This is a genomic window from Xanthomonas sp. 3058 (assembly GCF_014199765.1).
Taxonomy (GTDB): domain Bacteria; phylum Pseudomonadota; class Gammaproteobacteria; order Xanthomonadales; family Xanthomonadaceae; genus Xanthomonas; species Xanthomonas campestris_B.
Genome location: NZ_JACHOF010000002.1, coordinates 187582 through 211888, shown reverse-complemented (window position 1 = coordinate 211888; position 24307 = coordinate 187582). Strand labels below are relative to the sequence as shown.

Below are 24307 nucleotides of genomic sequence, written 5' to 3'. Positions count from 1 at the left end.
GGTGTCTCTCCTGGCTTACGGTGCGCCGGTGCGCAATGGGGCGTTGGGTGTGGACGCGTGGGGCGAGCTGGTGTTCGGTGACGGGATGGTGTTGCTCGGCGGAAACAGCAGGTCCGGGCCTTTGCCGATCGTCTTCAACGACAACCTGACCGCGATCACCAGCAGCGTGGTGTACAGCGCGGTGAAGCCGACCAGGGTCAACACGATTTCGTACAGATCCAGGCCCGATGCCGCATAGAAAGTCGGCAGCACGCCTTCCACCGCCCACGGCTGGCGGCCGTATTCGGCCACGAACCAACCGCACTCGATCGCGATCCACGGCAGCGGCAGGGTCCACAGCGCCACGGTCAGAAACCAGCGCTTTTCCTGGAAGCTGTGCTTGCAGGCGAACCAGAACGCGACGGCGAAAAAGGCGATCAGATAGATGCCGATGGCGGCCATGATGCGGAAGGTCCAGAACAGCGGCAGCACGCGCGGCACCGTGTCCATGGCGGCCTGGGCGATCTGCTGCGGCGTGGCATTGCCGATATCGTCGCGATAGCGCTTGAGCAGCAGGCCGTGGCCCAGATCCTGCCAATGCGCATCGAAGATCTTGCGCGCGTCGGCGTCGTCCTTGTTGGCGCGGATACGCTGCAGCGCGCCGTAGGCGATCTGACCGCCGCGGATGCGGTGTTCGGCGCGTCCGACCAGTTCCAGGATGCCGGGGATTGGCTGGTCCAGCGAGCGCGTGGCGATCAACCCCATCAGATACGGAATCTTGATCGCGTAGTCGTTGGTATGAGTCTGCTGGTTGGGAATGCCGAAGGCGGTGAAGTCGGCCGGCGCGGCTTCGGTTTCCCACATCGCTTCGATCGCCGCCAGTTTCATTTTTTGATGTTCGTTGGCGGCATAGCCGCTCTCATCGCCGAGCACCACCACCGACAGCGACGACAGCAGGCCGAACGCGGCAGCCACCGCGAACGAACGCCGCGCCATCTCCACATGCTTGCCGCGCAGCAGGTAGAACGCGCTGATCGACATCACGAACACCGCACCGAGCACATATCCCGCGCTGACGGTGTGCACGAACTTGGCCTGCGCCACCGGGTTGAACAGCACCGCCATGAAGTCGACTACTTCCATGCGCATGGTGTCCGGGTTGAACACCGCGCCGGTCGGATTCTGCATCCAGCCGTTGGCGATCAAAATCCACAACGCCGAGAAGTTGCTGCCCAGCGCCACCAGCCAGGTGGTGGCCAGATGCTGCACCTTGCTCAGCCGGTTCCAGCCGAGGAAGAACAGGCCCAGGAAGGTCGCTTCCAGGAAGAACGCCATCAGGCCCTCGATTGCCAGCGGTGCGCCGAAGATATCGCCCACGTAATGGCTGTAGTACGACCAGTTCATGCCGAACTCGAACTCCATCACGATGCCGGTGCCCACGCCCATGGCGAAGTTGATGCCGAACAGCACGCCCCAGAACATCGTCATGCGCCGCCAGATGTCCTTGCCGGTCATCACATAGACGCTCTCCATGATGCCGAGCAGGAACGACAGGCCCATGGTGAGCGGTGGGAAGATGAAGTGGTACATCGCGGTGACTGCAAACTGCAGCCGCGACAGTTCGACAACTGTCGAGTCGATCATGGCGGGTGGGCCTGGTTGGGTGTCGATGAAGGAATGCGTCCGATCATCTGCGCTTGCCGCGACATGCGCGTTGATCCAAATCAATGCCGTGGCGAGCGGGTGCGGCACAATGCGCAGCCCGTAGCGGCAAGTGGCGACTTACAATCGCCTGCAACACGATGTCTTCCCAGAGAGCGATGTGAGCCAGCCCAGCGTGCGAGCCAGCGAAACGCCAGCCCAGCGCCGTCAACGCGGCCAATGGCTGGATGCGCTGGCTGCCCCGGCCAGGCGCGCGCGGCGCCTGGCCGGCGTGGCGGTGGCGCTGTCCGGTCTGCTGTTGCTCGCACAATCGGCGGCGATCGCCTGGTTGCTGCAGGCCGTGCTGGTGCAGCATCTGGCGCTGACGCAGTTGCGCGAGGTGGGGGCGGGGCTGGTCTGTGCGCTGGTGGGCCGCGCCCTGCTCAACGCCTGGGCACAGTCGTTGACCGGCGAGGTGGCCGATGTGGCCAAGCGCGAATTGCGTGCCCGCATCGCGCGCCGCCTGGTGCAGCACGGGCCGGTGTGGTTGCGCCGGCAACGCAGCGGCGAACTGGGCGAATTGAGCCTGGCGCATACCGATGCGCTGGAGGGCTACTTCGTCGGCTACCAGCTCGCCCGCACCGAGATGACGTTGGTGCCGCCGCTGATCCTGATTGCGGTGTTTTCGGTCGATTGGGTGGTGGGCCTGGTGCTGTTGCTGACTGCGCCGCTGATCCCGTTTTTCATGATGCTGGTGGGCTGGGGCGCCGAAGCCGCCGGGCGCGATCAGCTGGGCGAACTGGCACGCATGGGCGGGCACTTTGCCGATCGCTTGAAAGGCCTCGGGTTGCTGCGCGTGTACGGACGCGGCGATGCAGAGTTGAGCGGCATTGCCGCTGCCGCCGAAGGCGTACGCGAGCGATCGCTCAAGGTGCTGCGGATCGCCTTCCTGTCGTCCACGGTGCTCGAGTTCTTCGCTTCGGTGAGCGTGGCGATCGTGGCGCTGTACTTCGGCCTGAGCTATCTGGGTATGCTCGATCTGCATGGCTTGCCGACCCTGGGCGCGGGCATGTTCTGCCTGCTGCTGGCACCGGAATTCTTTGCGCCACTGCGGCGGCTGGCCGCGCATTACCACGACCGTGCCAACGCATTGGCTGCGGTGGCTGAAGCCGAACGCCTGTTGGAGGGATTCGAGCCGCCATCGGCAACGGTGCGGGTGACCGTGCCGGCGCGCGCGCTAGAGCCTGCGCAGGCGCACGGACCGCTGTTGCAGGCACGCGATCTTGCGCTACGGCCGCCAGGCGCTCCATACACGGTGGTCGAACATTTTTCGCTGGTCTTGCAGCCTGGGCAACGTGTGGCCGTGATCGGTGCCAGCGGTAGCGGCAAGAGCACCTTGCTGGAAGGTCTGGCCGGCTGGCTTGCAGCCGAGGCGGGCAGCGTGGCGCTGCGTCCGGGTGCACGCATCGGCTATGCCACGCAGCGGCCGTATCTGTTTCACGGCAGCATCGCCGACAACCTGCGCCTGGCCGATCCGCAGGCCAGCGACGCGCGCCTGCACGCGGTGGCCGACGCCGCGCAGGTACTGCGCTTTGCTGCGCAGTTGCCTGCGGGCCTGGATACGGTGATCGGCGAGCGCGGCTTTGGCCTGTCCGGTGGCGAAGCGCGGCGGGTGGCGTTGGCACGGCTGCTGTTGCGTGAGCCGGACCTGTTGCTGCTGGACGAACCGACCGCCTTTCTCGACCCGGACACCGAAGCGGACCTGTTGCGCACGCTTGGGGTATTTGCGCGCGGTCGTGCGGTGGTACTGGCGACGCACAGCCCCGCGGTGATGCGCTGGGCCGATACGGTGATCGACCTGCGTGGCGCAACTGTCGCAATGGAGGCGCGATGAATATCGCTCCGGCCGATCGCTTGCGTGATGTCTTTCGCCGGCATGCCTGGCGCCTGCTGCTGTCCGCATTGCTGGTGCTGGTCACGATGCTCGCCGGGGTGGGCCTGCTCGGCCTGTCCGGCAGCTTTTTGACCGCTGCGGCGCTGGCCGGCGTCGTGGGCATGGGCACCGGCTTCAATTTCTTCTCGCCCTCGGCCGGCATTCGCGCATTGACCTTTGCGCGCATCGTCTCGCGCTATGGCGAAAAGTTGATCGGCCACGATGCCACGCTGCGCATCGCCCGCGATCTGCGTGTGTGGTTCTTCCGCCGCGCGTTGCCGCTGGCGCCGGGTCGGTTATCGGCCACGCGCACCGGCGATCTGCTGGCGCGCCTGATGTCGGACATCGGCGAAGTCGATGGCCTGAGCGTGCGCGCACTGGCGCCGTTGACCGCCCTGGTGGGGATCTGGCTTGCGGGTATGGTTGCGGCCGCGTTGATGTATCCGCCTGCGGCGTGGTTGCTGGCGGTGCTCGGCGTGGTCATCGGCGGGCTTGTGCCGTGGCAGGTGGCGCGCGGCGGTGCGCAACGCGAACAAGTGCGCGCGCAGCAACGCACCGCATTGCGTACGCAGGCGTTCGAGGGACTGGAAGGTGCTGCCGATCTCGCCGCCGTCGATGCGCAAGGTGCCTGGCTGCACCAGGTCGATGCGGCGGCTGCTGCGGTGGTCGATGGCGATCGCATCCAGCGCCGTCGGCTGATCGGCGGCAATCTGTTGCACGCGCTCTGCGGCGGTATCGGCCTGGTTTGTATGCTTTGGCTGGCACTGGGTGCCGCAGGACACGGATGGATTGCGGCTGAAACGGCGGCCGGCTTGGTATTTTTGACCATGGCGCTGCTCGAGGTGTGGGCCGGCGCCGGGCTTGCGTTGCAGGCGCTGCAGGGCGCGCGCGTTGCGGCCACGCGCTTGCAGGCCATCGTCGATCAGGCACCGTCGGTCGCCGATCCGGCGCAGGCCACGGATGCACCACGCAGCGGCACGCTGCAACTGCATCAGGTCGGCTTTGCCTGGCCGGGCAGTGCACGTCCGGTGCTGCACGCGCTGGATCTGACGCTGGCGCCTGGCGAGCGTATCGCCATCAGCGGCGACAGCGGCAGTGGCAAGAGCACCTTGTCCGCACTGCTGCTGCGTTTATGGGATCCGCAGGCGGGGCAGGTGACGTATGCCGATATCGATCTGCGCCACTTTGCGCAGACGCAATGGCATCAGCGCATTGCCTGGCTGCCGCAGAACGCCCCGGTGTTTGCCGGCACGGTGCGCGATAACCTGCTCATCGGCGATACCGCCGCAAGCGATGCGGCCCTGTGGACCGTGCTGGATCAGGTGCGCTTGCGCGCATGGGCCACCGCGCAGAACGGCCTGGACACCTGGGTGGGCGAAAACGGCGCCACGCTCTCGGCCGGCCAGGCGCGCCGGCTGGCATTGGCGCGCGCATTGCTGCGCGACGCAGCGATCGTGTTGCTGGACGAACCCACCGACGGCCTGGATGTGGATACCGCGCACGCATTGTTGCTCGATCTCTCCGCTGCGCTGGGCGACCGCAGCCTGGTGATGATCACCCACGACCGCGTGCCCGACGGCGTGGTGCAGCGGCGTTATCGCATGCGCGCAGGTGTGCTGGAGTCGTTGGCCTGAAGCCTGCTGCTCTGGATGTTCGCGTTGGTTGGTGCGTGCATCGCGGGTCCGCCGCTCACTCCAGCAATGCGCGTAGTGCAGCCATTACCGCAGGCTGCTGGCATGACCAACACAATGCAATGATGTTCAACACGACAGTGATCCAGAATCGTAGCTGGAAGGTAGCCTTGCTGGATTTGTGTCGGAACAGCTGCTGCGCCAGCAACGCCCCCGGCCACCCGCCGAGCAGCGCGATGAGGTGCAGGGTCGCTTCCGGTGTGCGTTGTCGGCCGCGTTGGGCTGCCCGCTTGTCGCCCCGGTAGGCGATCATCGCCATCACGCTTGCAACTGCGTACCACAGCGCCAGCAGCGCTGGCAGTTCGCCTGCAACCACCATCGCTGCCATGCCGATCAGAAACAGCGCGGCCAGCGTCTTGCGCGGCGGGCCACGACGCTGCGACAGGTCACGACGCTTTTGTGCGGTTCTGGAAATCAGCTAGCGTCCAGAAAGTCGCGCACCGCAGGTCCGAAGCGGGCAAAATCGACTAGAAACGCATCATGGCCTTGGGGCGAATCCAGTCCAAGGAACTGCGCATCGGCGCCGCCGGCGCGCAGGCCTTCGGCGATCTGTTCCTGTTGCTGCACCGGGAACAGGATGTCGGTATTGGCACCGATCGCCAACGCACGCGCGATGCGGATCTGCGCCAGGCCGGCCAGCACCGTGGCGTCTGTCGAAGCATCTGTGTCCGGGGGCGCGGCAATATGCGAGCCGTCGGCTTGCCGGCCATCGACACGGGCCTCGATAGCCGGCCTGTCGTTGACATACTCGGCCAGATCGAACCAATCCATCGAGCGGCTCAGATACAGATAGCAATTGGGATCGAAGAAGCGCACGAAGCGGCGCGCATGGCCTTCCAGATAGCTTTCGACCTGGAATTCCAGCCCGAACGGATCGTCGGCAGCCTGTTCCGAATCCAGCCGCACCCGGCCGAAACGGCCGTCCCATTCCAGTGCCGAGCGGTAGGTGATCACGCCGAGCTTGCGTGCCATGCGCATGCCCGATTCCGGGTAACGCGTGTCGTCGTAATGGCCGCCGTTCCAGTGCGGATCCAGGCGGATGGCTTCGCGCTGCAGCGAGCGGATGGCGATCGAGAACGGCAACGCCTGCGCGCTGCCGGAGATGTTGATATGGCTGCGCGCGATGCCGGGGTGGCGCAGCAGCAATGCCAACGCAGTCATGCCGCCCATCGAGTTACCGATCAGGCACGCCAGTTGTTCGATGCCCAACGCGCGCACCACGTCGGCTGCGGCATCGGCCACATCTTCGATCGATAACTCTGGAAAAGTGAGGCGATACAGCGCGCCGGTGGCAGGGTCGATCGACGCCGGGCCGGTCGAGCCCTTGCAGCTGCCCAGCGAATTGACGCAGACCACGAACCAGCGATCGGTATCGATCGGCTTGCCCGGCCCGACCATTGCTTCCCACCAACCCGGCTCTGGATTGGCGTGGTTGGCCGCCGCGTGCGCGTTGGGAGACAGGCCAGTGACGATCAATACGGCGTTGCTGCAATCGGCGGCCAAGGTTCCCCAGGTTTCATAGGCGACACGCGCGTTATGCAGCACGCCGCCGCGCTTCATCGGAAACGGCGAGGGCAGGGCGTGGAAGCGCGTGCCGGGAGGAATGAATTCAGTCATGTGGCAATTCTATCTGCCATGGCATGCGCCGGGTGCAAGGATGGGACTGGGGCGTCGGTGTGAGCCCTTGTGCTGTGTGATGCTACCGCCGCGGATCCGCGTATCTGCGGCTCCGCCGCGCCGTCCATCACCGACGTGCGATTAGGCGCTGCGTGTTGTTGGCCGCGCTTAGTCCATTGGCCCCTGGCGAGCAACGACAGGTGGCGGACAATCAGCGGCCGATCACCAGCTCCACCGGCACGGCGGCAGGCAGTTCCACCATCACCGGCACGCTCTCGACGTCGTCGGCCTGGCGCATCGCATTGCCGCTGCGCGACACCCTGGCAAGCACCTGCACCTTGTCCAGCGACGACAGCGTGCGCGTCGGCATCGGGCTGTCGTCGTCGTCCAGGGTGATGGTCAACGGCAATGCGCTCAGCGCATGTTTTTCCACCGCTACCGGCATCGGCGTGTCTGCGGCGCGCGCAATCACGAAGACACTGGCGTCGCCAGGCAAACCGGTGCGTTTGGCGAATTCGGCGTCCAGCGTCACGCGCACCTGGATCCGTTTTCCGTTGGCCGTTGCTGCCGGTGCCTGGATCGGTTCCAGCTTGGCCTCACGACGTGCGGCGTTGATCTGTTCGAGCAAGCCCGGACGGGTGTTGGCATCGACCACGCGCAGCAACGGCGTCCAGGTCTCGCTGGCCTTTGCCGGCTGACCCGCCTGGCGCTGCACCACGCCCAGAAACCAGCGTGCGCGTTGATGATTCGGTTGCAGCGCCAGCGCATGTTCGAGCAGACGCGTGGCTTCAGGATCCGGGCGCCCGCTGTCATCGGCCAGCATGCGCGATTGCGCGGCAGCCACCAGCACGTCCGGCTCATCCGGACGCAACGCAACCGCGCGCGCAAATGCATCACGCGCTTCGGCAAATTTCTGTTGGCTGGACAACGAGCGCCCCAGCAATACCCAGCCTTCGGCTTGCTCGGGATTGCGCGCCAGTGCCGCGCGCAGTTGCACGATGGCTTCGTCCAACGAGCGTGGCGCGGCTGGTCGATTGGCCGGTTGCTCGATCGCGCTCGGCGTGCCGACCAACCAATACAGTGCCGCACTCGCGGCCAGCAGCAACACCGCGACGCTGGCGGTAAGGCCGCGTGCCTCTCGCCACAGCGGCCGCAGCGCCACGGCGAACGCGAGCAAGGCCAGCACCACCACCGCAACCACGAAGCCGACCATCACCACTCCTGCTCATCGGCGGGCAGGGCGGGCGCTGCAACGCTGCGTCGGCGCACCACCAACGCAACCGCGGCACCACCGAGTAACAACACCAGCAGCGGACCGAACCACAACAGCCAGGTACGTGATTCGACGCGCGGGCGATACAGCACGAACTCGCCATAGCGGGCGACCAGAAACTGGCGGATCTGCGCATCGCTGCGGCCTTCGTGCATCAACGCCAAGACCTCGCGGCGCAGGTCCTGCGCAATCTGCGCATTGGAATCGGCCAGCGACTGGTTCTGACACTGCACGCAACGCAGCTCGGCGGTCAGCGCATGAAAGCGCGCTTCTTCGGCCGCCGAGCGGTAGTGCAGCGGCGACGGGTCGCCGACCGGCTGGGCCAGAGCCAGCCAGGGCAACAGCAACAGCGTCAGCAGCCAGGCACGCATCATCGGCTGGTGTGCAGATCCGGTGCGGCGCTGGGCGAGCGCTCGATCTTGCTCAGCATCGGAATCAACTGGGTGTCGATGATCGATTGCGTGAGCATGCCGCTGTATTTCCAGCGCACCACGCCGCGCCCATCGACCAGAAAGGTCTCCGGCGCGGCAGCGATGCCGAAGTCGATGGCGGTGCGCCCGTCCTTGTCCGCCACGACCAGCAGATACGGATTGCCCAGTTGTTCGAGCCAGCGCAAGGCATCGGCGCGCTCGTCCTTCCAGTTGTAGCCGATCACGCGCACGCGCTTGGTCAGCGCAAAGCGGCTCAGTACCGGGTGTTCTTCGCGGCAGGCCGGGCACCAGCTGCCCCACACGTTGATGATGTACGGCGCGCCGCGTAGCTCGCGCGCATGCACCACGATGCTCGGGTCGTGCAGCAATGGCAGCGCGAACTCCGGCGCCGGCTTGCCGATCAGCGCAGAGGGCAGGGCATCGCGATCGTCCTGACCGGAGCGCACCACCGCGTAGACCAGCAGCGCTGCAAGTGCGAGCAGCAGCACGATGGCACCCACGAGTACGGCAGTGGGTAGGCGGGGCGAACGTGACTCAACCATCTTGGATCTCCGGAGAACGACGAAAACGCCGGTCGGCCGCAGTGACAATGCCGCCGAGCGCCATCAGCAACGCCCCCAGCCAGATCCAGCGGACGAACGGTTTGAGGTGGACGCGCACCGCCCAGGCCTGATTGCCCAGCGGCTCGCCAAGCGCGACATACAGGTCGCCGAACGGACCGGGGCGGATCGCCGCCTCGGTCAAGGTCTGTCCGCCGCTGGCATAGCGCCGTTTTTCTGCATGCAGCACGCCCACCGGCGCATCGTCCTTGAATACCTGCAGGTTGGCACGATCGGAGACGTAATTGGGGCCGCGCAGTTCTTGCACGGTATCGAAGTGCAGTGCGTAGCGGCCGATCTGCACCTGCTGGCCCGGTGCCAACGCGACTTCGCGTTGCAGGCTCAGCGACTCCACCAGCAAGGCACCGGCCAGAAACACCGCAACACCCAGATGCGCCAGCACCATGCCCAGCATTTCGGCAGTGAATTTGCGCCCCTTGGCTGCGCGGCGGGTCCACAGGAAGCGCGCCGTGCCAAGCAGCACCCATGCCGCGCCGGCCACGCCGACGGCGGCTTTCAGCTGGCCCTGCGGCGCTATGAACCAGGCCAGCACGCCTGCGGCAAGTGCCAGTCCTGCCCACGGTGCCAGCAGCGCCAGCGGCCGCGATGCCTGTTCGCGCTGCCAGCGCGTGAGCGGGCCGAACGGCAGCAGCGCCACCAGCGGCGCCATCAACACCACGAACAAGGTGCCGAAGTAGGGCGGGCCGACCGACAGCTTGCCCAGACCCAGCGCGTCGGCCAGCAACGGATACAGCGTACCCAGCAGCACCATCGCGCAGGCGCAGGTGAGCAGCAGGTTGTTCAACAGCAGCAAGGTTTCGCGCGAGCTGCCGGCAAAGGCGCGGCGCGGGTCGTTGCTGGCAGACATGCCCGGTGCGCGGAGCGCGTACAGCAGCAACGCGCCGCCCACCACCACCAGCAGGAATACCAGGATGAACAGTCCACGCGACGGGTCGGCGGCAAACGAATGCACGCTGGTCAGCACGCCCGAGCGCACCAGAAAGGTCCCCAGCAACGACAACGCAAATGCGGCAATGGCCAGCAGCAAGGTCCAGCTGGCAAAGCTGCCGCGTTTTTCGGTGACCGCCTGCGAATGCAGCAACGCGGTACCCACCAGCCACGGCATGAAACTGGCGTTTTCCACCGGGTCCCAGAACCACCAACCGCCCCAGCCCAGTTCGTAATACGCCCACCAGCTGCCCAGCGCGATCCCCACGGTGAGCATCGACCACGCCACATTCGTCCACGGCCGCGTCCAGCGCAGCCAGCGCGCATCCATCCGGCCTTCCAGCAGCGCCGCGATGGCGAAGGCGAACGGCACCGCAAAGCCGACGTAGCCGCAATACAACATCGGCGGATGGATGATCAGCCCCGGGTCCTGCAGTAGCGGATTGAGATCGGCACCTTCCAGCGGCACCGGGAACACGCGCGCAAACGGGTTGGAGGTGAACAGCAGAAACGCCAGGAACCCAATGCTCACCAGCGCCATCACCCCGAGCACGCGTGCGATGACCTGCGCCGGCAACTGCCGCGACCACACTGCGACCGCACCGGTCCATAGCGCCAGCACCAACGTCCACAGCAGCAACGAGCCCTCGTGCGCGCCCCACACCGCCGAGTAGCGGTAGATCACCGGCAACAGACTGTTGGAATTCTCGGCGACATAGCGCACCGAAAAGTCCTGCACCAAAAACGCATGCGTCAGCAGCGCGAAGGCCGCCGCGATCAGCCCGAGTTGCACCAATGCGGCCGGCCGCGCGACCGCCATCCAGCTGGCACGTGCACGCTGCGCGCCGGCCAGCGGCAGCGCGGCCTGCACCAACGCCACCAGCAAGGCCAGCACCAGCAGGAAAGTACCGAGCTCAGGCAGCATCGGGGAGGGGCGTATGGGGGGGCAGCGATGCCCCGGTGCCGGGATCGATGACGCGATGACGATGCGCGCTCGGTGCAACTGCGGTGGAGCAGGGGGGACGCACCGCGCTGTCGTCGGCTAACCCACGCCTCTGCTGCCACCTCGGCCGTGCACCCGCAGTTGCGATCAACGCAGCTCTCCCGGTTGATCGGCTGCAGCCGGCACGTCGTGCTTGCGGTGCGCGCTGCCCATCTTGTCGGCGACTTCCTTGGGCATATAGGTTTCGTCGTGTTTGGCCAGCACATCCTCGGCCACGAACACGCCTTGCTGCATGCGGCCGGTGGCGACCACGGCCTGACCTTCGCGGAACAGGTCCGGCAGGATGCGGTCGTAGCGTACCGGCAACTGGGCGTCGCCATCGGTCACGCGGAACTGCGCTTCCAGCGAGCCGGACGCACGGCGGAACGAGCCTTTTTCGACCATGCCGCCGAGCCGGAAGCGCGCGTGCTCGCCCGCGTCGCCGCGCAGCACTTCCGACGGTGTGTACAGATAGGCGACGTTGCGCTGCAAGGCCATCGCCACCAGCGTAGTCGCCAGGCCGCCGGCCAGCACCAGTGCGATCACCAACCACATCCGGCGGCGCCGTTGCGGGTTCACCGGATCAGCTCCGCATCGCTGGGCACTGCGCGCTTGCGCTCGCGTAACCGGCGTGCCTGCGCGATCTTCAAGGCACGGCGCACCTGCCAGCGGGCGGCGATCAGATCCCACAGCAGCACCAGCGCGAACACGGCGTAGGCGGCGATGACATAGGGTAGGTAGTTCATGCCGCGCGCTCCTGCGCATCGCGCACGATCCAGGCCTTGCCGGCCTCGCGGCGCAGGTTGTCGGCGCGCGCGCGCATCAGCAGCGATCCGGCGAACCAGAACTTGGTGCCGATCACCATCAGCCATAACGGCAGCAACATGCTCGCATCGATGCTCGACGGGCCAAGCAGGCGAATGCTCTGGCCTTGATGCAGCGAGTTCCACCACACCACCGAATAGCGGATCACCGGCAGCAGCGCCACGCCCACAATCGCCAGCAACGCGGCCGCGCGTGCGGCCTGACGGCGGTCATCGATGGCCTGGTACAGCCCGATCACACCCAGATACAGAAACAACAGGATCAGCTCGGTGGTCAGGCGCGGGTCCCAATCCCACCAGGCGCCCCACATCGGCTTGCCCCAGATGCTGCCGGTCAGCAAGGTGATGACGGTGAACGCGGCGCCGATCGGCGCGCAGGCCATTGCCAGAATCTCGCAGATCTTGATCCGCCAGATCAGCGCAATCGCCGCATACAACGCCATCAGGCCGAACACGAACAGGCTCATCCACGCGCTCGGCACGTGGATATACAGAATGCGGAAACTGTCGCCCTGCTGGTAATCGGCCGGCACCGCGAACAAGGCCTGCCAGATGCCCACGCCCAGCAACACCGCAGCCAGCGCGTAGCACCACGGCGCCCAGCGCGCGGTGAAACGGTCGAAGATCGGAGGCGAGGCGAGTTGATGGAACCAGCGGACGACGACGTTCATGCGATGGCAGTAGCCTTTGGAATGGCATTGGCTCTCGAAACAGCAACAACGCAGCGAAACAGCAACAACGCAGTGAGGGGAGCGGCTTACCGACAGCGCATCGACTGCACGACTCAACTCAACGAAATACGGATCGCGGCAGCCGCAGCCAGCGGTGCCAGCACCATGCCGATCACCAATCCGGCGCCCAACAACAACAACGCACCCACCGCATCCTGGCCTTGCCCGCTTGCCGCCACGCTGCCGGCCCCGAACACCAGCACCGGGACATACAGCGGCAACGCCAGCAACGCCACGAGAATACCAGAGCGTTTCATCGTCACCGTCAGCGCCGCAACCACGGCGCCGAGCAAGCTCAGTAACGGTGTTCCCAGCGCCAACGATGCCAGCAATACCGGGAGTTGGTCATGCGGCAGGTGCAGCAATTCGCCCAGCAGCGGCGTCACTGCGATCAACGGCAAGGCGCTGGTCGCCCAATGCAGCACGACACGTACCGCGATCAGCCATGCCAGCGGCACCGGCGCCAGCAGCCATTGCTCCATCGAGCCGTCTTCCACATCGCTGCGGAACAATGCATCCAGCGATAGCAAGCCGGCCAGCAATACCGCCAGCCACAGCACCGCCGGCGCGGCCTGCGCCAGCAGGTCCGGGCGTCCGCCCAGGCCGAGCGCGAACAGCACCACGATCAAGAGCGCGAATAATGCCGGTTGCAGCGCATCGCTGCGGCGGCGCCACAGCAGTTGCAGGTCGCGACGCAGCAGGGCGCGACTTGCCTGCAGAAGAGAGGGCTGTGGCGAATCCAGGCTCATGCCGCCACCTCCAGCGTGAGCATGCGCGTGCGCACCGGCGGCGCCGCGTAGGCGCCGTGGGTGGTCACCAGCGCCGCACCGCCGCCGCGCAGATGCGCGGAGATCATCCGGTTGACCAACGTGATGCCGTCCAGATCCAGGTTGGCGTAGGGCTCGTCCAGCAGCCACAGCGGAGCCGGCGACAACCACAGCCGCGCCAGCGCCAGACGCTTGCGCTGCCCGGCCGACAGTTGCCGCACCAGCGCATCTTCGTAGCCGGCCAGGCCGACGATGGCCAGCGCGCTGCCAGGCATCTGCTTGGCGCGGCGGCCATGCAGGCCGCACAGAAAATGCAGGTTTTCCAACGTGCTGAGGTCGGCCTTCAGGCCCGGCAGGTGGCCCAGATAGGCCATGAAACGGCTACGGTCGCCGCGTCGGGCGGTCTTGCCATCGATCTGGATCTGCCCATGCTCCACATGCAGCAGCCCGGCCAGTACGCGCAGCAGCGTGGTCTTGCCGGCGCCGTTGTCGCCTTGCACCAGCAGCGCCTCGCCGGCGTCGACGTGGAAATCCAGCGGACCGAACACCGGCTCCTCGTTGCGGCTGAAGGCCAGCGCGCGGGCCGCCAGCAGCGGTGGCGCAGTGTGCAGCGGATCGATCATCGGCGCAGCGGGCTCCCGTCGTCGGACGGCATGGGGAAGGACCAGGGCGGCACACGCCCCGGACAGGGCGCGCATTGTAGCGACGATGGTGGCACGCCGGGGCGGGTGCGTCGGCGTTGCAGGCGGCGTGATGTGTCCGGGAACGCTGTTTTGCATCGGCCGGGCGCAACCGCCTGGCGGCTTTGCGTACACTCGCGGTCCCCCCGTTTGTTGCCCGGACAGGCCTGATGCCCCTCACGACCAAGCTGCCCAAGGTGGGCACCACCATCTTCACCGTCATGTCGCAGCTGGCGGCCGAACACGGCGCGGTGAATCTGGGCCAGGGTTTTCCCGATTTCGCAGTGCCATCGCGGCTGGTCGACGAGCTCGAGCGCGCCATGCGCGCCGGCCACAATCAGTACCCGCCGATGACCGGCGTGGCGGCGTTGCGCCTGGCCATCGCCGGCAAGGCGCAGCGCTGCTATGGCGCGCAGGTCGATGCCGACAGCGAGATCACCGTCACCAGCGGCGCTACCGAGGCGATCTTCAACGCCATCCACGCGGTGGTGCGGGCCGGCGAGGAAGTCATCGTGCTCGACCCGGCCTACGATTGCTACGAACCGGCCATCGACCTGGCTGGCGCGCGTGCGGTGCACGTGGCGCTGGATCCGCAGACCTTCGCGGTCGATTGGCAGGCGCTGCGCGCGGCGATCACGCCGAAGACGCGCCTGCTGATGATCAACTCGCCGCATAACCCCTCCGGGGCGATGCTGTCGGCGGCCGACATGCAGGCGCTGACCGAGCTGCTGCGCGGCACCGATATCTTGCTGTTGTCGGACGAGGTCTACGAGCACATCGTGTTCGACGGCCACCGTCACGAATCGGTATTACGCTGGCCGGAACTGCGCGAGCGCGCCTTCGTGATTTCCAGCTTCGGCAAGACCTATCACTGCACCGGCTGGAAGATCGGCTACGCGATCGCGCCGCCTGCATTGAGCGCCGAATTCCGCAAGGTGCACCAGTACAACACCTTCACCAGCTTCGGCCCGGCCCAGCACGCCTTCGCCGCGATGATCCGCGACGAACCCGAGCACGACGAGCAACTGGGCGCGTTCTATCAAGCCAAGCGCGACCGTTTCCGCGAGCAACTGTTGACCACGCGGCTGGTACCGCTGCCGGTGCCCGGCGGCTATTTCCAGCTGGTGGATTATTCGGCGATCAGTGATCTGCCCGACACCGAGTTCGTGAAGTGGCTGACGGTGGAGAAGGGCGTGGCTGCGATTCCACTGTCGCCGTTCTATGAGACTGCACCTGCCGGCCAACGTTTGGCGCGGCTGTGCTTTGCCAAGAACGATGCGACGCTGGATGCGGCGATCGAGCGCTTGCAGCAGCTTTGAGGAGCTGGGATTCGGGAATGGGGATTCGGGAATCGAAAAGGCGGTTGGTCGCTTTTCGATCTGAATCCGCAGAAAGCCTGATGCCATGAAGCCGCACGAAAACTCGCCGTCCGATTCCCGAATCCCGATTCTCCATTCCCCATTCCCGAGTCCCATATGCACGACCTCCGCATCTCGCTCATCCAGGGCGACACCCGCTGGCATGACCCGGCCGGCAACCGCGATTACTACGGCGCGTTGCTGGAGCCGTTGGCCGGGCAGACCGATCTGGTGATCCTGCCGGAGACCTTTACCAGTGGGTTCTCCAACGATGCCATCTTCAAGGCGGAAGGCATGGACGGCCCCACGGTGGCGTGGATCCGTGCACAGGCAGCAACGCTCGGGGCCGCCATCACCGGCAGCGTGCAGGTGCGCACCGAACAGGGCGTGTTCAACCGCCTGCTGTGGGCCACGCCCGATGGCGCGCTGCAGTACTACGACAAGCGCCATCTGTTCCGCTTCGGCAACGAGCATCTGCGTTACGCGGCCGGGCGCGATCGCCTGTGCGTGGAATGGAAGGGCTGGCGGATCAATCCGCAGGTCTGCTACGACCTGCGCTTTCCGGTGTTCTGCCGCAACCGCTTCGATGTCGAGCGGCCGGGCCAGCTGGATTTCGATCTGCAACTGTTCGTCGCCAACTGGCCGTCCGCACGCGCATACGCGTGGAAGACGCTGCTGCGCGCACGCGCGATCGAAAACCTGTGCTTTGTGGCGGCGGTCAACCGCGTCGGTGTCGATGGCAATCAGTTGCACTATGCCGGCGACAGCGCGGTGATCGATTTTCTTGGCCAGCCGCAGGTGGAAATCCGCGAGCAGCCGCAAGTGGTCACCACCACCCTCATGGCTTCGGCCCTGGCCGAACACCGCGCGCGCTTCCCGGCGATGCTGGATGCCGATGCCTTTTTAATCAGGGATTAGCGATTAGAGATTAGGGATTGGTGCAAGCAGGAAAGCCCCAGCTGTCCGCTCGCCCGCCGTTGCGAATCCCCACTCCCAAATCCCCAATCCCGGCTACTCAGCCAGCTTGATCTCGTAGATCTTCGGCCAGCGCTTGCCGGTGACAAACAGCCGATCGCGCTTGGCGTCGTAGGCAATGCCGTTGAGCACATCGTTGGTGGAGTCGGTGAGCGTGTCGGCATCGGGTACCAGCGCCTTCAAGTCGATCCAGGCGATCACCTTGCCGCTGGCCGGGTCGATGCGTGCGATGCGGGTGGTCAGCCAGACGTTTGCCAATAGCTCGCCTTTGACCCATTCCAGTTCGTTGAGGTTCTCCAGCGGCTTGCCGCGCGCGGTGACCTGGATGCTGCCGACCTGCTGCAGTGTCTGCGGGTCCAGCCGGCGGATGCTGGCGGTGCCATCGCTCATGTACAGGCTGGTGTCGTCGCTGGTCAGCGCCCAACCCTCACCGGGATAGCTGAACTGCGTGCGCGGCGTCAGCGTCGCCAGGTCGTAGACGAATCCCCGCTGGTTGCGCCAGGTCAGCTGGATCAAGCGGTCGTGCCAGGCCACGATGCCTTCGCCGTAATAAGGCGGTGGGATATCGACCTGTTGCAGCACCCGACCACTGTCCAGATCGACCTTGCGCACGCTGGATTGGCCCAGTTCGCCGGTACTTTCGTACAGGTGTCCGTCGCGATAGAACAGGCCTTCGGTGAAGGCGGCGGTGTCGTGTGGATAGGTCCGAACGACGGTATAGCCCTGGGTCGGAATCGTCTCGCGGCAGTGGGCGGCGGACGGCAGCAACAGGGCGGCAAGGAGCAGGGCGTGGGCGGTACGTAGCATGCTGCGATCATCCCATGCCAAAGCCCTGGCTGCAGTCTCGATGAGGGTCGGCGCAGTCGGCCATGATTGGCTGAACGATCGCCTGGGTGGTGCCGAAACATTGTCGCGGCTGCCACAGCGGCGCTGCTAGGCTCGGCGCCACGTTCACCACTGGAATGCTCACATGATCAAGTCGCTCTCTCTTCTCGCGCTGCTGGGCGTCGCCACCCTCGCTCCGCAGGCTCAGGCTGCAGGCAATATCGACTGCAAGCTGTCGTTCAATCTGTCGGGCTGGTCGGTGTTCTACAAGACTGCCAGCGGCACCGGCACCATCACCTGCGATAACGGCGCGGTGATTCCGGTCAAGATTTCCAGCAAGGGTGGCGGTCTGACGGTCGGCAAGTCCAAGATCACCGGCGGTCGCGGCACCTTCTCCGGCGCTTACAGCCTCAACGACCTGTTGGGCACTTACGCGGCTGCCGAAGCGCATGCCGGCGTGGTCAAGTCCAGCACCGCTCAGGTGGTCACCAAGGGCGATATTTCGCTGGCGTTGGCCGGCACGGGCGAGGGCGTGGATCTGGGCGTCAACGTCGGCAACTTCGTCATCGAACGCCGCAAGTAAGCGCAGCCGAACCACGACTGCGCGCATTGGCAGGCAGGCGCGGTAGCTGCACGGAATCTGCATGGATCTGCGGTTCTTTGCGCCGTCTGCGCCCATCGACCGATTGCCCGCCATGTGCGGTTGGCCGCTTCAAGTCGTAACAGCGGGTTCGTGGCGCGTTGCGGACACGTGATGCGTGCCTCGACGCGATGCGCGCAGAGAGTTTGATCGCATGGGTGTGGTGTACAACGTCGTCGTCGCTGCAACCAACCGCCACGTCATACGCGATTTGCTGCACACATAAAAACGGCCCTTTGCAGGGCCGTTTTTTTATTGCGCGTGCCGCACCTCAGCGGCCGCGATTACCGCCGCCACCTGGCGGGCGACGATTGCCGCCGCCCGGGGGACGACCACCGGGGCCGCCAGGACCACGCGGCGCGCCGCCCGGACCACCGGGACCGCGATTACCGCCCGGAGCACGGTTGCCACCGGGGCCGCCTGCACGTGCGCCGGTCGGGCGCCCGGCCGCCGGACGTGCCGCACCATACGGGCTGAAGCCCGGGTTGGCATGATCGGACGGAAAGCTCGGTGCATTGCCCGGATGGCCATACGGGTGCTTGCGCTGACCCTGGCTTTGACCCTGCGACTGACCCTGTCCGCCACCGGCGCCGCCACGCCCTGGGCCGCCTGCACCGGGACGGCCATTGCTCGGGCCACCGGCACCTGGACGCGCACCGCCTGGACCCTTCTTGGCGTAAGGACGCGCCTGGCCGGTGCCGGGACCGCTGGGGCCGGCATTGCGGTGGCCGCTGGGGCCGGTGCTCACGCCATCGGGCACGTACCAGCTGCGGAACGCGGCCGGGTTGCCATCGGGCAGCGCACGGTCGCCCTTGCCGGGAGCGCGCGGCTTGAACGGGCGCTGCTGCGACTGCTTGGCCGCAGCTTCGCCGCTGACGGTCAGGCCGCCACGGAAACCGCCCGGCTTGCCACGGCCACGGCCGCCGCGGTCTTCGCGCAGGTTGTCGAAGCGACGCAGTTCGCGGCCTTCGTCGGCGCCGGAGGTCTGGCCGTTGACGTAGGCATTGCTGCGGCCATCGCGCGAGACGTGCACGGTGGACTTGGCGGCGCGACGCTGGCCGATCACCGGCTGCAGCGTCAGCGCCGACGGCGCGCCTTCTTCCAGCTTCAGTTCGGCGCGCAGGGCGTCGACCTTGTCCTGCGCCACTTCCACCGACTGCCCGCGCAGCAGTTCGCGCGGCAGCGAGATCTTGCCGTAGCGGCTGCGCTTGAGGCGACTGACCTGGCAGCCCTGCGATTCCCACAGGCGACGCACTTCGCGGTTGCGGCCTTCCTTGACCACCACGCGGAACCAGTCGTGCGAGTCGGTGCCGCCGATGCGTTCGATCTCGTCGAACTTGGCACCGCCGTCTTCCAGCAGCACGCCGCGCGACAGCCGCTCGATAATGGCGTCGGACACTTTTTCTTCGCCTTCCGGGGCACGCACGCGCACCACGTATTCGCGTTCGACCTCGTAGGAGGGATGCATCATCGCGTTGGCCAACTCACCGTCGGTGGTCAGCAGCAGCAGGCCGGTGGTGTTGATGTCCAGCCGGCCGATGGCGATCCAGCGCGAGCCCTTCAATGCCGGCAGCGACTCGAACACGGTCGGGCGGCCTTCGGGATCTTCGCGGGTGGTCACTTCGCCTTCGGGCTTGTTGTAGATCAGCACGCGCGCCGGTTCGGTCAGCGCGCTGGCCACGAAGCTGCGGCCATCCAGTTCGATCTTGTCGCCACTGCGCACCGACATGCCGGTCTGCGCGACGGCGCCATTGACCTTGATCAGGCCATCGGCAATGCGCTGTTCCAGCGCGCGGCGCGAGCCCAGGCCGGCCTGGGCCAGCACCTTGTGCAGGCGCTCTTCCAGCTTGGGCGCTTCGGGCGCGCTGTCGCGCTTGAGGGAAAGCTTGTTCAACGACAGCTTGCGGGGGGTGTCACTCATGTGTCTGGCTCCGGCCGACGCGTTCTGGGTCGGCCTCTGGGTCGGAATCGGCTTCGTCAACAGCCACGGTCGTCGTCGCGACGGCGTTGTCTTCGTCTTCGTTCACTGCATCCGCGCGCGTTCCCGGCGCGGTGTCGGGGTCGCCCTCACGGGCGTCATCTGGGTCCAACGTATTCGGGTCCTGCGCCGAGGCATGCTCGGGGTGCTGCGGTGTGTCGTTACTCAACGCATCGGCGCTGGCGTGGTCATCGACCTGGCCGTCATCGTGGTCTTGTTGGTCACGCAATGCGGCCGCGGTGCTGGCTGCGTGATCGTCAGCATCGGCAGTGGCATCAACAGTCGTTCCAACAGCAGGATCGACGTGCGTTTCGTCATCGGTGTCGCTGGTTGCTTCGGTCGTGCTGTCCGGGTCTGGCAAGGCGTCGGCGTCGCGGTGTTCCGGCGCATCGTCGCCCTGGTCAGCGTCTGCGTCAGCGCCAACATTCGCCTCCGTATTCGCGCCGGTCGCCGCAGCCGCCGCTGCATCGGCATTGGCGCCGTCTGCATCGGCCGTCTGCGGACCTGCGTCCGAATCCGCGCCGGCTTCATCGCTTGCTGCATCCATCGCCGCCGATGCCGGCACCGCGCCATCCAGTTGCCCGTCGCGGTCCAGCGGCAGCTGCGGTTCGAGCTCGGCGATGTCCTTCAACTCAGACAATGGCGGCAGCTCGTCCAATCGCTTGAGCCCGAAGTAATCCAGAAAGCCCTTGGTGGTACCGAACAGCGCCGGCTTGCCGGGCACGTCGCGGTGGCCGACCACGCGGATCCACTCGCGTTCTTCCAGCGCCTGGATGATGTTGCTGCTGACCGCCACCCCGCGCACCTGTTCGATCTCGCCACGGGTGATCGGCTGGCGGTATGCGATCAGCGCCAGGGTCTCCAGCGTGGCGCGGGTGTACTTGGTGCGGCGCTCGGTCCACAGCCGGGCGACCCAGCCATGCACGTCGGCCTTGACCTGGAAGCGGAAGCCCGAGGCCACCTCGACCAGTTCCACCCCGCGTTCGGCGCAGCCCTCGCGCAGCAGTTCCAGCGCGCGCTCGACGCTGCCTGGCGGCGCCGGCTCTTCTTCGGGAAACAGCCCCTGCAGCTGCGCCAGCGTCAGCGGCTGGCTGCTGGCCAACAGGGCGGCTTCGATAATGCGGGTGATCAACGCTTGATCCATTCGGTGATCGGCTTCAGATAGGTTCGTTGGCGGCATCGCTGTCGTCGAATTCGCTGGAGAATTGCAACGGCGCATTGGTATTGCCCAAGGCCAGGGACTTCACATAGATCGGCGCCAGCGGCGCTTCCTGCACGATGTCCAGCAACTGCTCCTTGGCCAATTCGAGCAGCGCCAGGAAGGTGACCAGCACGCCGAGCTTGCCTTCTTCGGCAGTGAACAGCGATTCGAAACGGTAGAACTTGCCATCGTCCAGACGGCTCAGCACATCGCCCATGCGCTGGCGCACACTCAGCGCCTCGCGCTTGATCGCATGGCCGGTGAACAGTTCGGCGCGCTTGAGCACGTCGTACAGCGCCATCAGCATTTCTTTCAATTCCACCGGCGGCGGCAGCTTGACTGCGGCGCGCTCGGGCAGATGTGCCTGCACCGGCGCACTGTCGCGGCCCATGCGGGGGAGGGTGTCCAGATCCTCGGCCGCCTGCTTGAAGCGCTCGTACTCCTGCAGCCGGCGCACCAGCTCGGCGCGCGGGTCGTCCTCTTCGCCGTCCTGGCTCGGGGGGCGCGGCAACAGCATGCGCGATTTGATCTCGGCCAGGATCGCGGCCATCACCAGATATTCAGCGGCCAGTTCGAAGCGCAGCTCCTGCATCACATTGATGTAGTCCACGTACTGCCGGGTGATTTCGGCGACGGGGATATCCAGAATGTCCAGGTTCTGGCGGCGGATCAGATACAGCAGCAGGTCCAGCGGACCTTCGAAGGCGTCCAGGATGACTTCCAGCGCATCCGGCGGGATATACAGATCCTGTGGGATCTGCAGCACCGGTTGCCCATGCACCACCGCCAGCGGCATTTCCTGCTGTTGTGGCGGCGCGCTCGTGGCTGGCGGATTCGCGTCGTGCGCGAGTTCGGAATTCATCAGGTCGACATCGGGTGTTACGGTCGCCGGCCGCGATCTGAGCCGCGCCTGCAGGGCTTTGCCTTGAGTTATTGCGATCAATGTCGTGCCCGTGCCGGCACGATCTTACAAATCCACATACGCCAATCCACATAAAACAGGCGCCACGTGGCATGCGGCGACGGAACAGCGAGGAGGTCGTCTACGCGGGCCGGCGGTGGGCAGCGAATCAGTCGTCGGGTGAGGCGTGTGCCTGGTCCGACGCGCCGCTGCGTCCGGTTGCGTGTGCAGTAGGTGTCAAGGGTAATGCGTGCGCGGGGGCGGTGTCCAGCGCTGACGCGGCTAGAATCCCTGCAGTGATCTTCAAGTCTTGGCGAGGTGGCATGTGTGGTACGTAATCGAAGGGTATGACCGGGCCGACGCGTTGGCGGCGCGGCAGCAGGCGCGACCGGCGCATCTGGCGCGTTTGCAGGCGCTTGCGGCGGCCGGGCGGTTGCTGGTGGCCGGCCCATGTCCGGCCATCAATGCCGAAGATCCGGGCCCGGCCGGTTTCAGCGGCAGTGTGGTCATCGCCGAATTCGACGCCCTGGAAGACGCGCGCGCCTGGGCCGATGCCGATCCCTACGTGGCAGCCGGCGTGTATGGGCGCACCGAGGTTCGCCCGTTCCGCAAGGTGCTGCCATGAGCCGGGTCGAGCGGATCCGCACCGCGCTGCAGTCTGCGCTGGCGCCGACCGAGCTGGACGTGGTGGACGATAGCCATCGGCATGCCGGGCATGCCGGCGCGCGCGATGGGCGTGGTCACTTCAATGTGCGCGTGGTCAGCGCCGCGTTTGCCGGCAAAGCCCCGTTGGCCCGTCACCGCGCGGTCTACGCCGCAGTCGGCGAGATGATGCAGACCGATATCCATGCGTTGTCGATCGAAGCCTTCGCGCCGGGCGAAGCGGGGTAGGCCGGCCGATGTCGCGGAGCGGGCTGCGACCACAACCGTGCCGACCGCCACGGTCGGCGTGGGCATCCAGCAGGCGCCGCACCTGACGCGATACCGATGTCCCTGTGTGTCTGCCGGCCATCGTACGAGCCAGGCGCCGCATCAAGCGTGACCGCCGTGGTACTTCGTTTGTGGACGCAGTCGTGCGTGATTGTTGCGACGCAGCAGAATATTTCACTTCGCCATCATTCGTAGATGCTTGATCTGTAAGCGTTTTCACAGCCGTTCTCACAGGGGTTTACGCCCTTGTATGAAAACGCTTACAGTCCGCGCCAGTTTTGGGAACTCGGTCGCGGAGGGCGACACGAATGGCCAATGGTGCGGTCACCATCAAAGATGTCGCTCGAGAAGCACAGGTCTCTGTTGCAACGGTGTCGCGTGCGCTCAATGGGCACGAGAACGTTGCCGGCCCGGTGCGCCAGCAGGTGCTGGAGGTAGCGCAACGCCTGCGCTACAGCCCGCATGCAGCGGCGCGCAGCTTGAGCAGCCGTCGCACCCAGACCCTGGGCGTGGTGTTGCCCGACCTGTATGGCGAATTCTTTTCCGAGCTGATCCGTGGCATCGACGGCGCCGCGCGCGCGGCCGGCCAGCATCTGTTGGTGTCCAGTTACCACGGCGATCCGGAAGCGCAGGGCAGGGCACTGCGCGCGATGCGCGGGCGCGTGGATGGCCTGCTGGTGCTGTCGCCGTATGCCGAACAGCCGGGATTCCTCACCGACAACCTGCCGCAGGCGCTGCCGACGGTCTTGATCAACGCGCACCTGCCGGGCGCCGACTACCCGGTACTGAGCATCGACGACCATGCCGGCGCCATGGCCATGACCGAGCATCTGTTGGCGGCCGGACATCGGCGCATCGCCTTCATTGGTGGACCGGCGCTCAATTTCGATGCGCGCGAACGCCTGCGCGGATTCCGTGATGCGATTGCCGCGCACGGCACCCAGGCGCAGGGCATCGAATACGCGGGCGACTTCGATGAAGCCTCCGGCCATCGCGCCGGGCTGGCGATGCTGGCCGATGGGGCCTTGCCCGATGCGGTGTTTGCCGCCAACGACATGACCGCGCTGGGCTGCCTGTACGCGTTTGTCCAGGCCGACGTATCGGTGCCCGGCGAGGTGGCGCTGGCTGGCTTCGACGATATCCCGCTGGCCCGTTTCGTCCACCCGGCGCTGACCACGATGCGGGTCAGCATCGCGCGCCTGGGCGAGCAGGCGATGACCCGGCTGATGCGGCTGGTCGAGCAGCCCGGCCACGACGACGGCATGCGCCAGCTGCTCACGCCGGAATTGGTGATCCGCGCGTCCTGCGGTGCCGCCGAGCTGGCCTCCTGATCGTTCGAACGCCCTGACCTTTTTCGCGGACGTTCTGTCCGCTCCCGCTGCCCCCCGCAGCGGTCGTTCCTG

24 protein-coding genes are annotated in these 24307 nt (G+C 66.1%); 8 read left to right on the top strand and 16 right to left on the bottom strand.

Annotated elements, in window-relative coordinates; translation table 11 throughout:
* Nucleotides 1-15: 15 nt before the first annotated feature.
* Complete coding sequence (locus GGR61_RS04880) at nucleotides 16-1623, bottom strand: cytochrome ubiquinol oxidase subunit I (protein WP_184620634.1); 1608 nt, start codon at nucleotides 1621-1623, stop codon at nucleotides 16-18.
* Between the two features lie 148 nt (nucleotides 1624-1771).
* On the opposite strand from GGR61_RS04880, the gene cydD reads away from it, so the two are divergent.
* Together cydD and cydC are read left to right on the top strand one after the other, a co-directional pair.
* The gene (gene cydD, locus GGR61_RS04875) at nucleotides 1772-3514 is read left to right on the top strand and encodes a thiol reductant ABC exporter subunit CydD (protein ID WP_184620738.1); all 1743 of its coding nucleotides are present in this window, start codon (nucleotides 1772-1774) and stop codon (nucleotides 3512-3514) included.
* Nucleotides 3511-5187 carry a thiol reductant ABC exporter subunit CydC gene (cydC, locus tag GGR61_RS04870; protein ID WP_184620633.1) on the top strand — a complete coding sequence of 559 codons (1677 nt, stop codon included), beginning with the start codon at nucleotides 3511-3513 and terminating at the stop codon, nucleotides 5185-5187. The genes cydD and cydC overlap by 4 nt, the downstream gene beginning before the upstream one ends.
* A gap of 55 nt (nucleotides 5188-5242) precedes the next feature.
* On the opposite strand, the gene GGR61_RS04865 is transcribed toward cydC, so the two are convergent.
* From GGR61_RS04865 to ccmA, 11 genes are all read right to left on the bottom strand, one after another.
* Entirely contained in the window at nucleotides 5243-5503 is a 261-nt protein-coding gene (locus GGR61_RS04865) for a DUF1294 domain-containing protein (RefSeq protein WP_260286885.1), read from the bottom strand.
* Nucleotides 5504-5658: 155 nt separating this feature from the next.
* On the bottom strand, nucleotides 5659-6861 hold the full coding sequence (locus GGR61_RS04860; RefSeq protein ID WP_184620631.1) for a homoserine O-acetyltransferase: 1203 nt from the start codon (nucleotides 6859-6861) through the stop codon (nucleotides 5659-5661).
* Nucleotides 6862-7072: 211 nt separating this feature from the next.
* A complete protein-coding gene (locus GGR61_RS04855) occupies nucleotides 7073-8074 on the bottom strand; it encodes a tetratricopeptide repeat protein (RefSeq protein WP_184620630.1) in 1002 nt (333 codons plus the stop codon).
* Nucleotides 8074-8508 carry a cytochrome c-type biogenesis protein gene (locus GGR61_RS04850; RefSeq protein ID WP_184408109.1) on the bottom strand — a complete coding sequence of 145 codons (435 nt, stop codon included), beginning with the start codon at nucleotides 8506-8508 and terminating at the stop codon, nucleotides 8074-8076. Before GGR61_RS04850 ends, GGR61_RS04855 begins: the two co-directional genes overlap by 1 nt.
* Complete coding sequence (locus GGR61_RS04845) at nucleotides 8505-9107, bottom strand: DsbE family thiol:disulfide interchange protein (protein WP_184620629.1); 603 nt, start codon at nucleotides 9105-9107, stop codon at nucleotides 8505-8507. Before GGR61_RS04845 ends, GGR61_RS04850 begins: the two co-directional genes overlap by 4 nt.
* On the bottom strand, nucleotides 9100-11037 hold the full coding sequence (locus GGR61_RS04840) for a heme lyase CcmF/NrfE family subunit (RefSeq protein ID WP_184620628.1): 1938 nt from the start codon (nucleotides 11035-11037) through the stop codon (nucleotides 9100-9102). The genes GGR61_RS04845 and GGR61_RS04840 overlap by 8 nt, the downstream gene beginning before the upstream one ends.
* A gap of 165 nt (nucleotides 11038-11202) precedes the next feature.
* Nucleotides 11203-11673: a cytochrome c maturation protein CcmE gene (ccmE, locus tag GGR61_RS04835; protein WP_184620627.1), complete on the bottom strand. Its 471-nt coding sequence runs from the start codon at nucleotides 11671-11673 to the stop codon at nucleotides 11203-11205.
* Nucleotides 11670-11840 carry a heme exporter protein CcmD gene (gene ccmD / locus GGR61_RS21050; RefSeq protein ID WP_184620626.1) on the bottom strand — a complete coding sequence of 57 codons (171 nt, stop codon included), beginning with the start codon at nucleotides 11838-11840 and terminating at the stop codon, nucleotides 11670-11672. Before ccmD ends, ccmE begins: the two co-directional genes overlap by 4 nt.
* The gene (ccmC, locus tag GGR61_RS04825; protein ID WP_184620625.1) at nucleotides 11837-12589 is read right to left on the bottom strand and encodes a heme ABC transporter permease CcmC; all 753 of its coding nucleotides are present in this window, start codon (nucleotides 12587-12589) and stop codon (nucleotides 11837-11839) included. The genes ccmD and ccmC overlap by 4 nt, the downstream gene beginning before the upstream one ends.
* 113 nt (nucleotides 12590-12702) lie before the next feature.
* Nucleotides 12703-13398 carry a heme exporter protein CcmB gene (ccmB, locus tag GGR61_RS04820; protein ID WP_184408115.1) on the bottom strand — a complete coding sequence of 232 codons (696 nt, stop codon included), beginning with the start codon at nucleotides 13396-13398 and terminating at the stop codon, nucleotides 12703-12705.
* Entirely contained in the window at nucleotides 13395-14039 is a 645-nt protein-coding gene (gene ccmA / locus GGR61_RS04815) for a heme ABC exporter ATP-binding protein CcmA (protein WP_184620624.1), read from the bottom strand. The genes ccmB and ccmA overlap by 4 nt, the downstream gene beginning before the upstream one ends.
* 227 nt (nucleotides 14040-14266) lie before the next feature.
* Here ccmA and GGR61_RS04810 point away from each other — a divergent pair, with 227 nt between their 5' ends.
* Nucleotides 14267-15415: a pyridoxal phosphate-dependent aminotransferase gene (locus tag GGR61_RS04810; protein WP_184620623.1), complete on the top strand. Its 1149-nt coding sequence runs from the start codon at nucleotides 14267-14269 to the stop codon at nucleotides 15413-15415.
* A 156-nt stretch (nucleotides 15416-15571) separates the two neighbouring features.
* Entirely contained in the window at nucleotides 15572-16372 is an 801-nt protein-coding gene (locus GGR61_RS04805) for an amidohydrolase (protein WP_184620622.1), read from the top strand.
* 93 nt (nucleotides 16373-16465) lie between these two features.
* Here GGR61_RS04805 and GGR61_RS04800 read toward each other — a convergent pair whose 3' ends face one another.
* Nucleotides 16466-17236: a glutaminyl-peptide cyclotransferase gene (locus GGR61_RS04800; protein ID WP_184620621.1), complete on the bottom strand. Its 771-nt coding sequence runs from the start codon at nucleotides 17234-17236 to the stop codon at nucleotides 16466-16468.
* A 163-nt stretch (nucleotides 17237-17399) separates the two neighbouring features.
* Here GGR61_RS04800 and GGR61_RS04795 point away from each other — a divergent pair, with 163 nt between their 5' ends.
* Nucleotides 17400-17837, top strand: a complete 438-nt coding sequence (locus tag GGR61_RS04795; protein WP_184408120.1) for a hypothetical protein — start codon at nucleotides 17400-17402, stop codon at nucleotides 17835-17837.
* A 328-nt stretch (nucleotides 17838-18165) separates the two neighbouring features.
* Here GGR61_RS04795 and GGR61_RS04790 read toward each other — a convergent pair whose 3' ends face one another.
* The 3 genes from GGR61_RS04790 to GGR61_RS04780 are packed head-to-tail and all read right to left on the bottom strand — an operon-like array spanning nucleotide 18166 to nucleotide 21935.
* The gene (locus tag GGR61_RS04790) at nucleotides 18166-19815 is read right to left on the bottom strand and encodes a pseudouridine synthase (RefSeq protein WP_184620620.1); all 1650 of its coding nucleotides are present in this window, start codon (nucleotides 19813-19815) and stop codon (nucleotides 18166-18168) included.
* Nucleotides 19808-21052 (bottom strand): SMC-Scp complex subunit ScpB, encoded by a 1245-nt coding sequence (gene scpB, locus GGR61_RS04785; protein WP_260286884.1) that lies wholly within the window; start codon nucleotides 21050-21052, stop codon nucleotides 19808-19810. Before scpB ends, GGR61_RS04790 begins: the two co-directional genes overlap by 8 nt.
* Nucleotides 21030-21935, bottom strand: coding sequence for a ScpA family protein (locus GGR61_RS04780; RefSeq protein ID WP_184408123.1), 906 nt, complete (start codon nucleotides 21933-21935; stop codon nucleotides 21030-21032). The genes scpB and GGR61_RS04780 overlap by 23 nt, the downstream gene beginning before the upstream one ends.
* A gap of 364 nt (nucleotides 21936-22299) precedes the next feature.
* Here GGR61_RS04780 and GGR61_RS04775 point away from each other — a divergent pair, with 364 nt between their 5' ends.
* From GGR61_RS04775 to GGR61_RS04765, 3 genes are all read left to right on the top strand, one after another.
* The gene (locus tag GGR61_RS04775) at nucleotides 22300-22599 is read left to right on the top strand and encodes a YciI family protein (protein WP_184620618.1); all 300 of its coding nucleotides are present in this window, start codon (nucleotides 22300-22302) and stop codon (nucleotides 22597-22599) included.
* Nucleotides 22596-22865 (top strand): BolA family protein, encoded by a 270-nt coding sequence (locus tag GGR61_RS04770; protein ID WP_184408125.1) that lies wholly within the window; start codon nucleotides 22596-22598, stop codon nucleotides 22863-22865. The genes GGR61_RS04775 and GGR61_RS04770 overlap by 4 nt, the downstream gene beginning before the upstream one ends.
* 347 nt (nucleotides 22866-23212) lie before the next feature.
* Nucleotides 23213-24235, top strand: coding sequence for a LacI family DNA-binding transcriptional regulator (locus GGR61_RS04765; protein WP_184620617.1), 1023 nt, complete (start codon nucleotides 23213-23215; stop codon nucleotides 24233-24235).
* The last annotated feature ends 72 nt before the right edge of the window (nucleotides 24236-24307 follow it).

What these genes read in the sequence shown, in the direction of transcription:
- GGR61_RS04880 (WP_184620634.1), bottom strand. Translation starts at nt 1,623, where the DNA reads ATGATCGACTCGACAGTTGTCGAACTGTCGCGGCTGCAGTTTGCAGTC.
- cydC (WP_184620633.1), top strand. Translation starts at nt 3,511, where the DNA reads ATGAATATCGCTCCGGCCGATCGCTTGCGTGATGTCTTTCGCCGGCAT.
- GGR61_RS04865 (WP_260286885.1), bottom strand. Translation starts at nt 5,503, where the DNA reads ATGGCGATGATCGCCTACCGGGGCGACAAGCGGGCAGCCCAACGCGGC.
- GGR61_RS04860 (WP_184620631.1), bottom strand. Translation starts at nt 6,861, where the DNA reads ATGACTGAATTCATTCCTCCCGGCACGCGCTTCCACGCCCTGCCCTCG.
- GGR61_RS04855 (WP_184620630.1), bottom strand. Translation starts at nt 8,074, where the DNA reads ATGGTCGGCTTCGTGGTTGCGGTGGTGGTGCTGGCCTTGCTCGCGTTC.
- GGR61_RS04850 (WP_184408109.1), bottom strand. Translation starts at nt 8,508, where the DNA reads ATGATGCGTGCCTGGCTGCTGACGCTGTTGCTGTTGCCCTGGCTGGCT.
- GGR61_RS04845 (WP_184620629.1), bottom strand. Translation starts at nt 9,107, where the DNA reads ATGGTTGAGTCACGTTCGCCCCGCCTACCCACTGCCGTACTCGTGGGT.
- GGR61_RS04840 (WP_184620628.1), bottom strand. Translation starts at nt 11,037, where the DNA reads ATGCTGCCTGAGCTCGGTACTTTCCTGCTGGTGCTGGCCTTGCTGGTG.
- ccmD (WP_184620626.1), bottom strand. Translation starts at nt 11,840, where the DNA reads ATGAACTACCTACCCTATGTCATCGCCGCCTACGCCGTGTTCGCGCTG.
- ccmC (WP_184620625.1), bottom strand. Translation starts at nt 12,589, where the DNA reads ATGAACGTCGTCGTCCGCTGGTTCCATCAACTCGCCTCGCCTCCGATC.
- ccmB (WP_184408115.1), bottom strand. Translation starts at nt 13,398, where the DNA reads ATGAGCCTGGATTCGCCACAGCCCTCTCTTCTGCAGGCAAGTCGCGCC.
- ccmA (WP_184620624.1), bottom strand. Translation starts at nt 14,039, where the DNA reads ATGATCGATCCGCTGCACACTGCGCCACCGCTGCTGGCGGCCCGCGCG.
- GGR61_RS04810 (WP_184620623.1), top strand. Translation starts at nt 14,267, where the DNA reads ATGCCCCTCACGACCAAGCTGCCCAAGGTGGGCACCACCATCTTCACC.
- GGR61_RS04805 (WP_184620622.1), top strand. Translation starts at nt 15,572, where the DNA reads ATGCACGACCTCCGCATCTCGCTCATCCAGGGCGACACCCGCTGGCAT.
- GGR61_RS04800 (WP_184620621.1), bottom strand. Translation starts at nt 17,236, where the DNA reads ATGCTACGTACCGCCCACGCCCTGCTCCTTGCCGCCCTGTTGCTGCCG.
- GGR61_RS04795 (WP_184408120.1), top strand. Translation starts at nt 17,400, where the DNA reads ATGATCAAGTCGCTCTCTCTTCTCGCGCTGCTGGGCGTCGCCACCCTC.
- GGR61_RS04790 (WP_184620620.1), bottom strand. Translation starts at nt 19,815, where the DNA reads ATGAGTGACACCCCCCGCAAGCTGTCGTTGAACAAGCTTTCCCTCAAG.
- scpB (WP_260286884.1), bottom strand. Translation starts at nt 21,052, where the DNA reads ATGCCGCCAACGAACCTATCTGAAGCCGATCACCGAATGGATCAAGCG.
- GGR61_RS04780 (WP_184408123.1), bottom strand. Translation starts at nt 21,935, where the DNA reads ATGAATTCCGAACTCGCGCACGACGCGAATCCGCCAGCCACGAGCGCG.
- GGR61_RS04770 (WP_184408125.1), top strand. Translation starts at nt 22,596, where the DNA reads ATGAGCCGGGTCGAGCGGATCCGCACCGCGCTGCAGTCTGCGCTGGCG.
- GGR61_RS04765 (WP_184620617.1), top strand. Translation starts at nt 23,213, where the DNA reads ATGGCCAATGGTGCGGTCACCATCAAAGATGTCGCTCGAGAAGCACAG.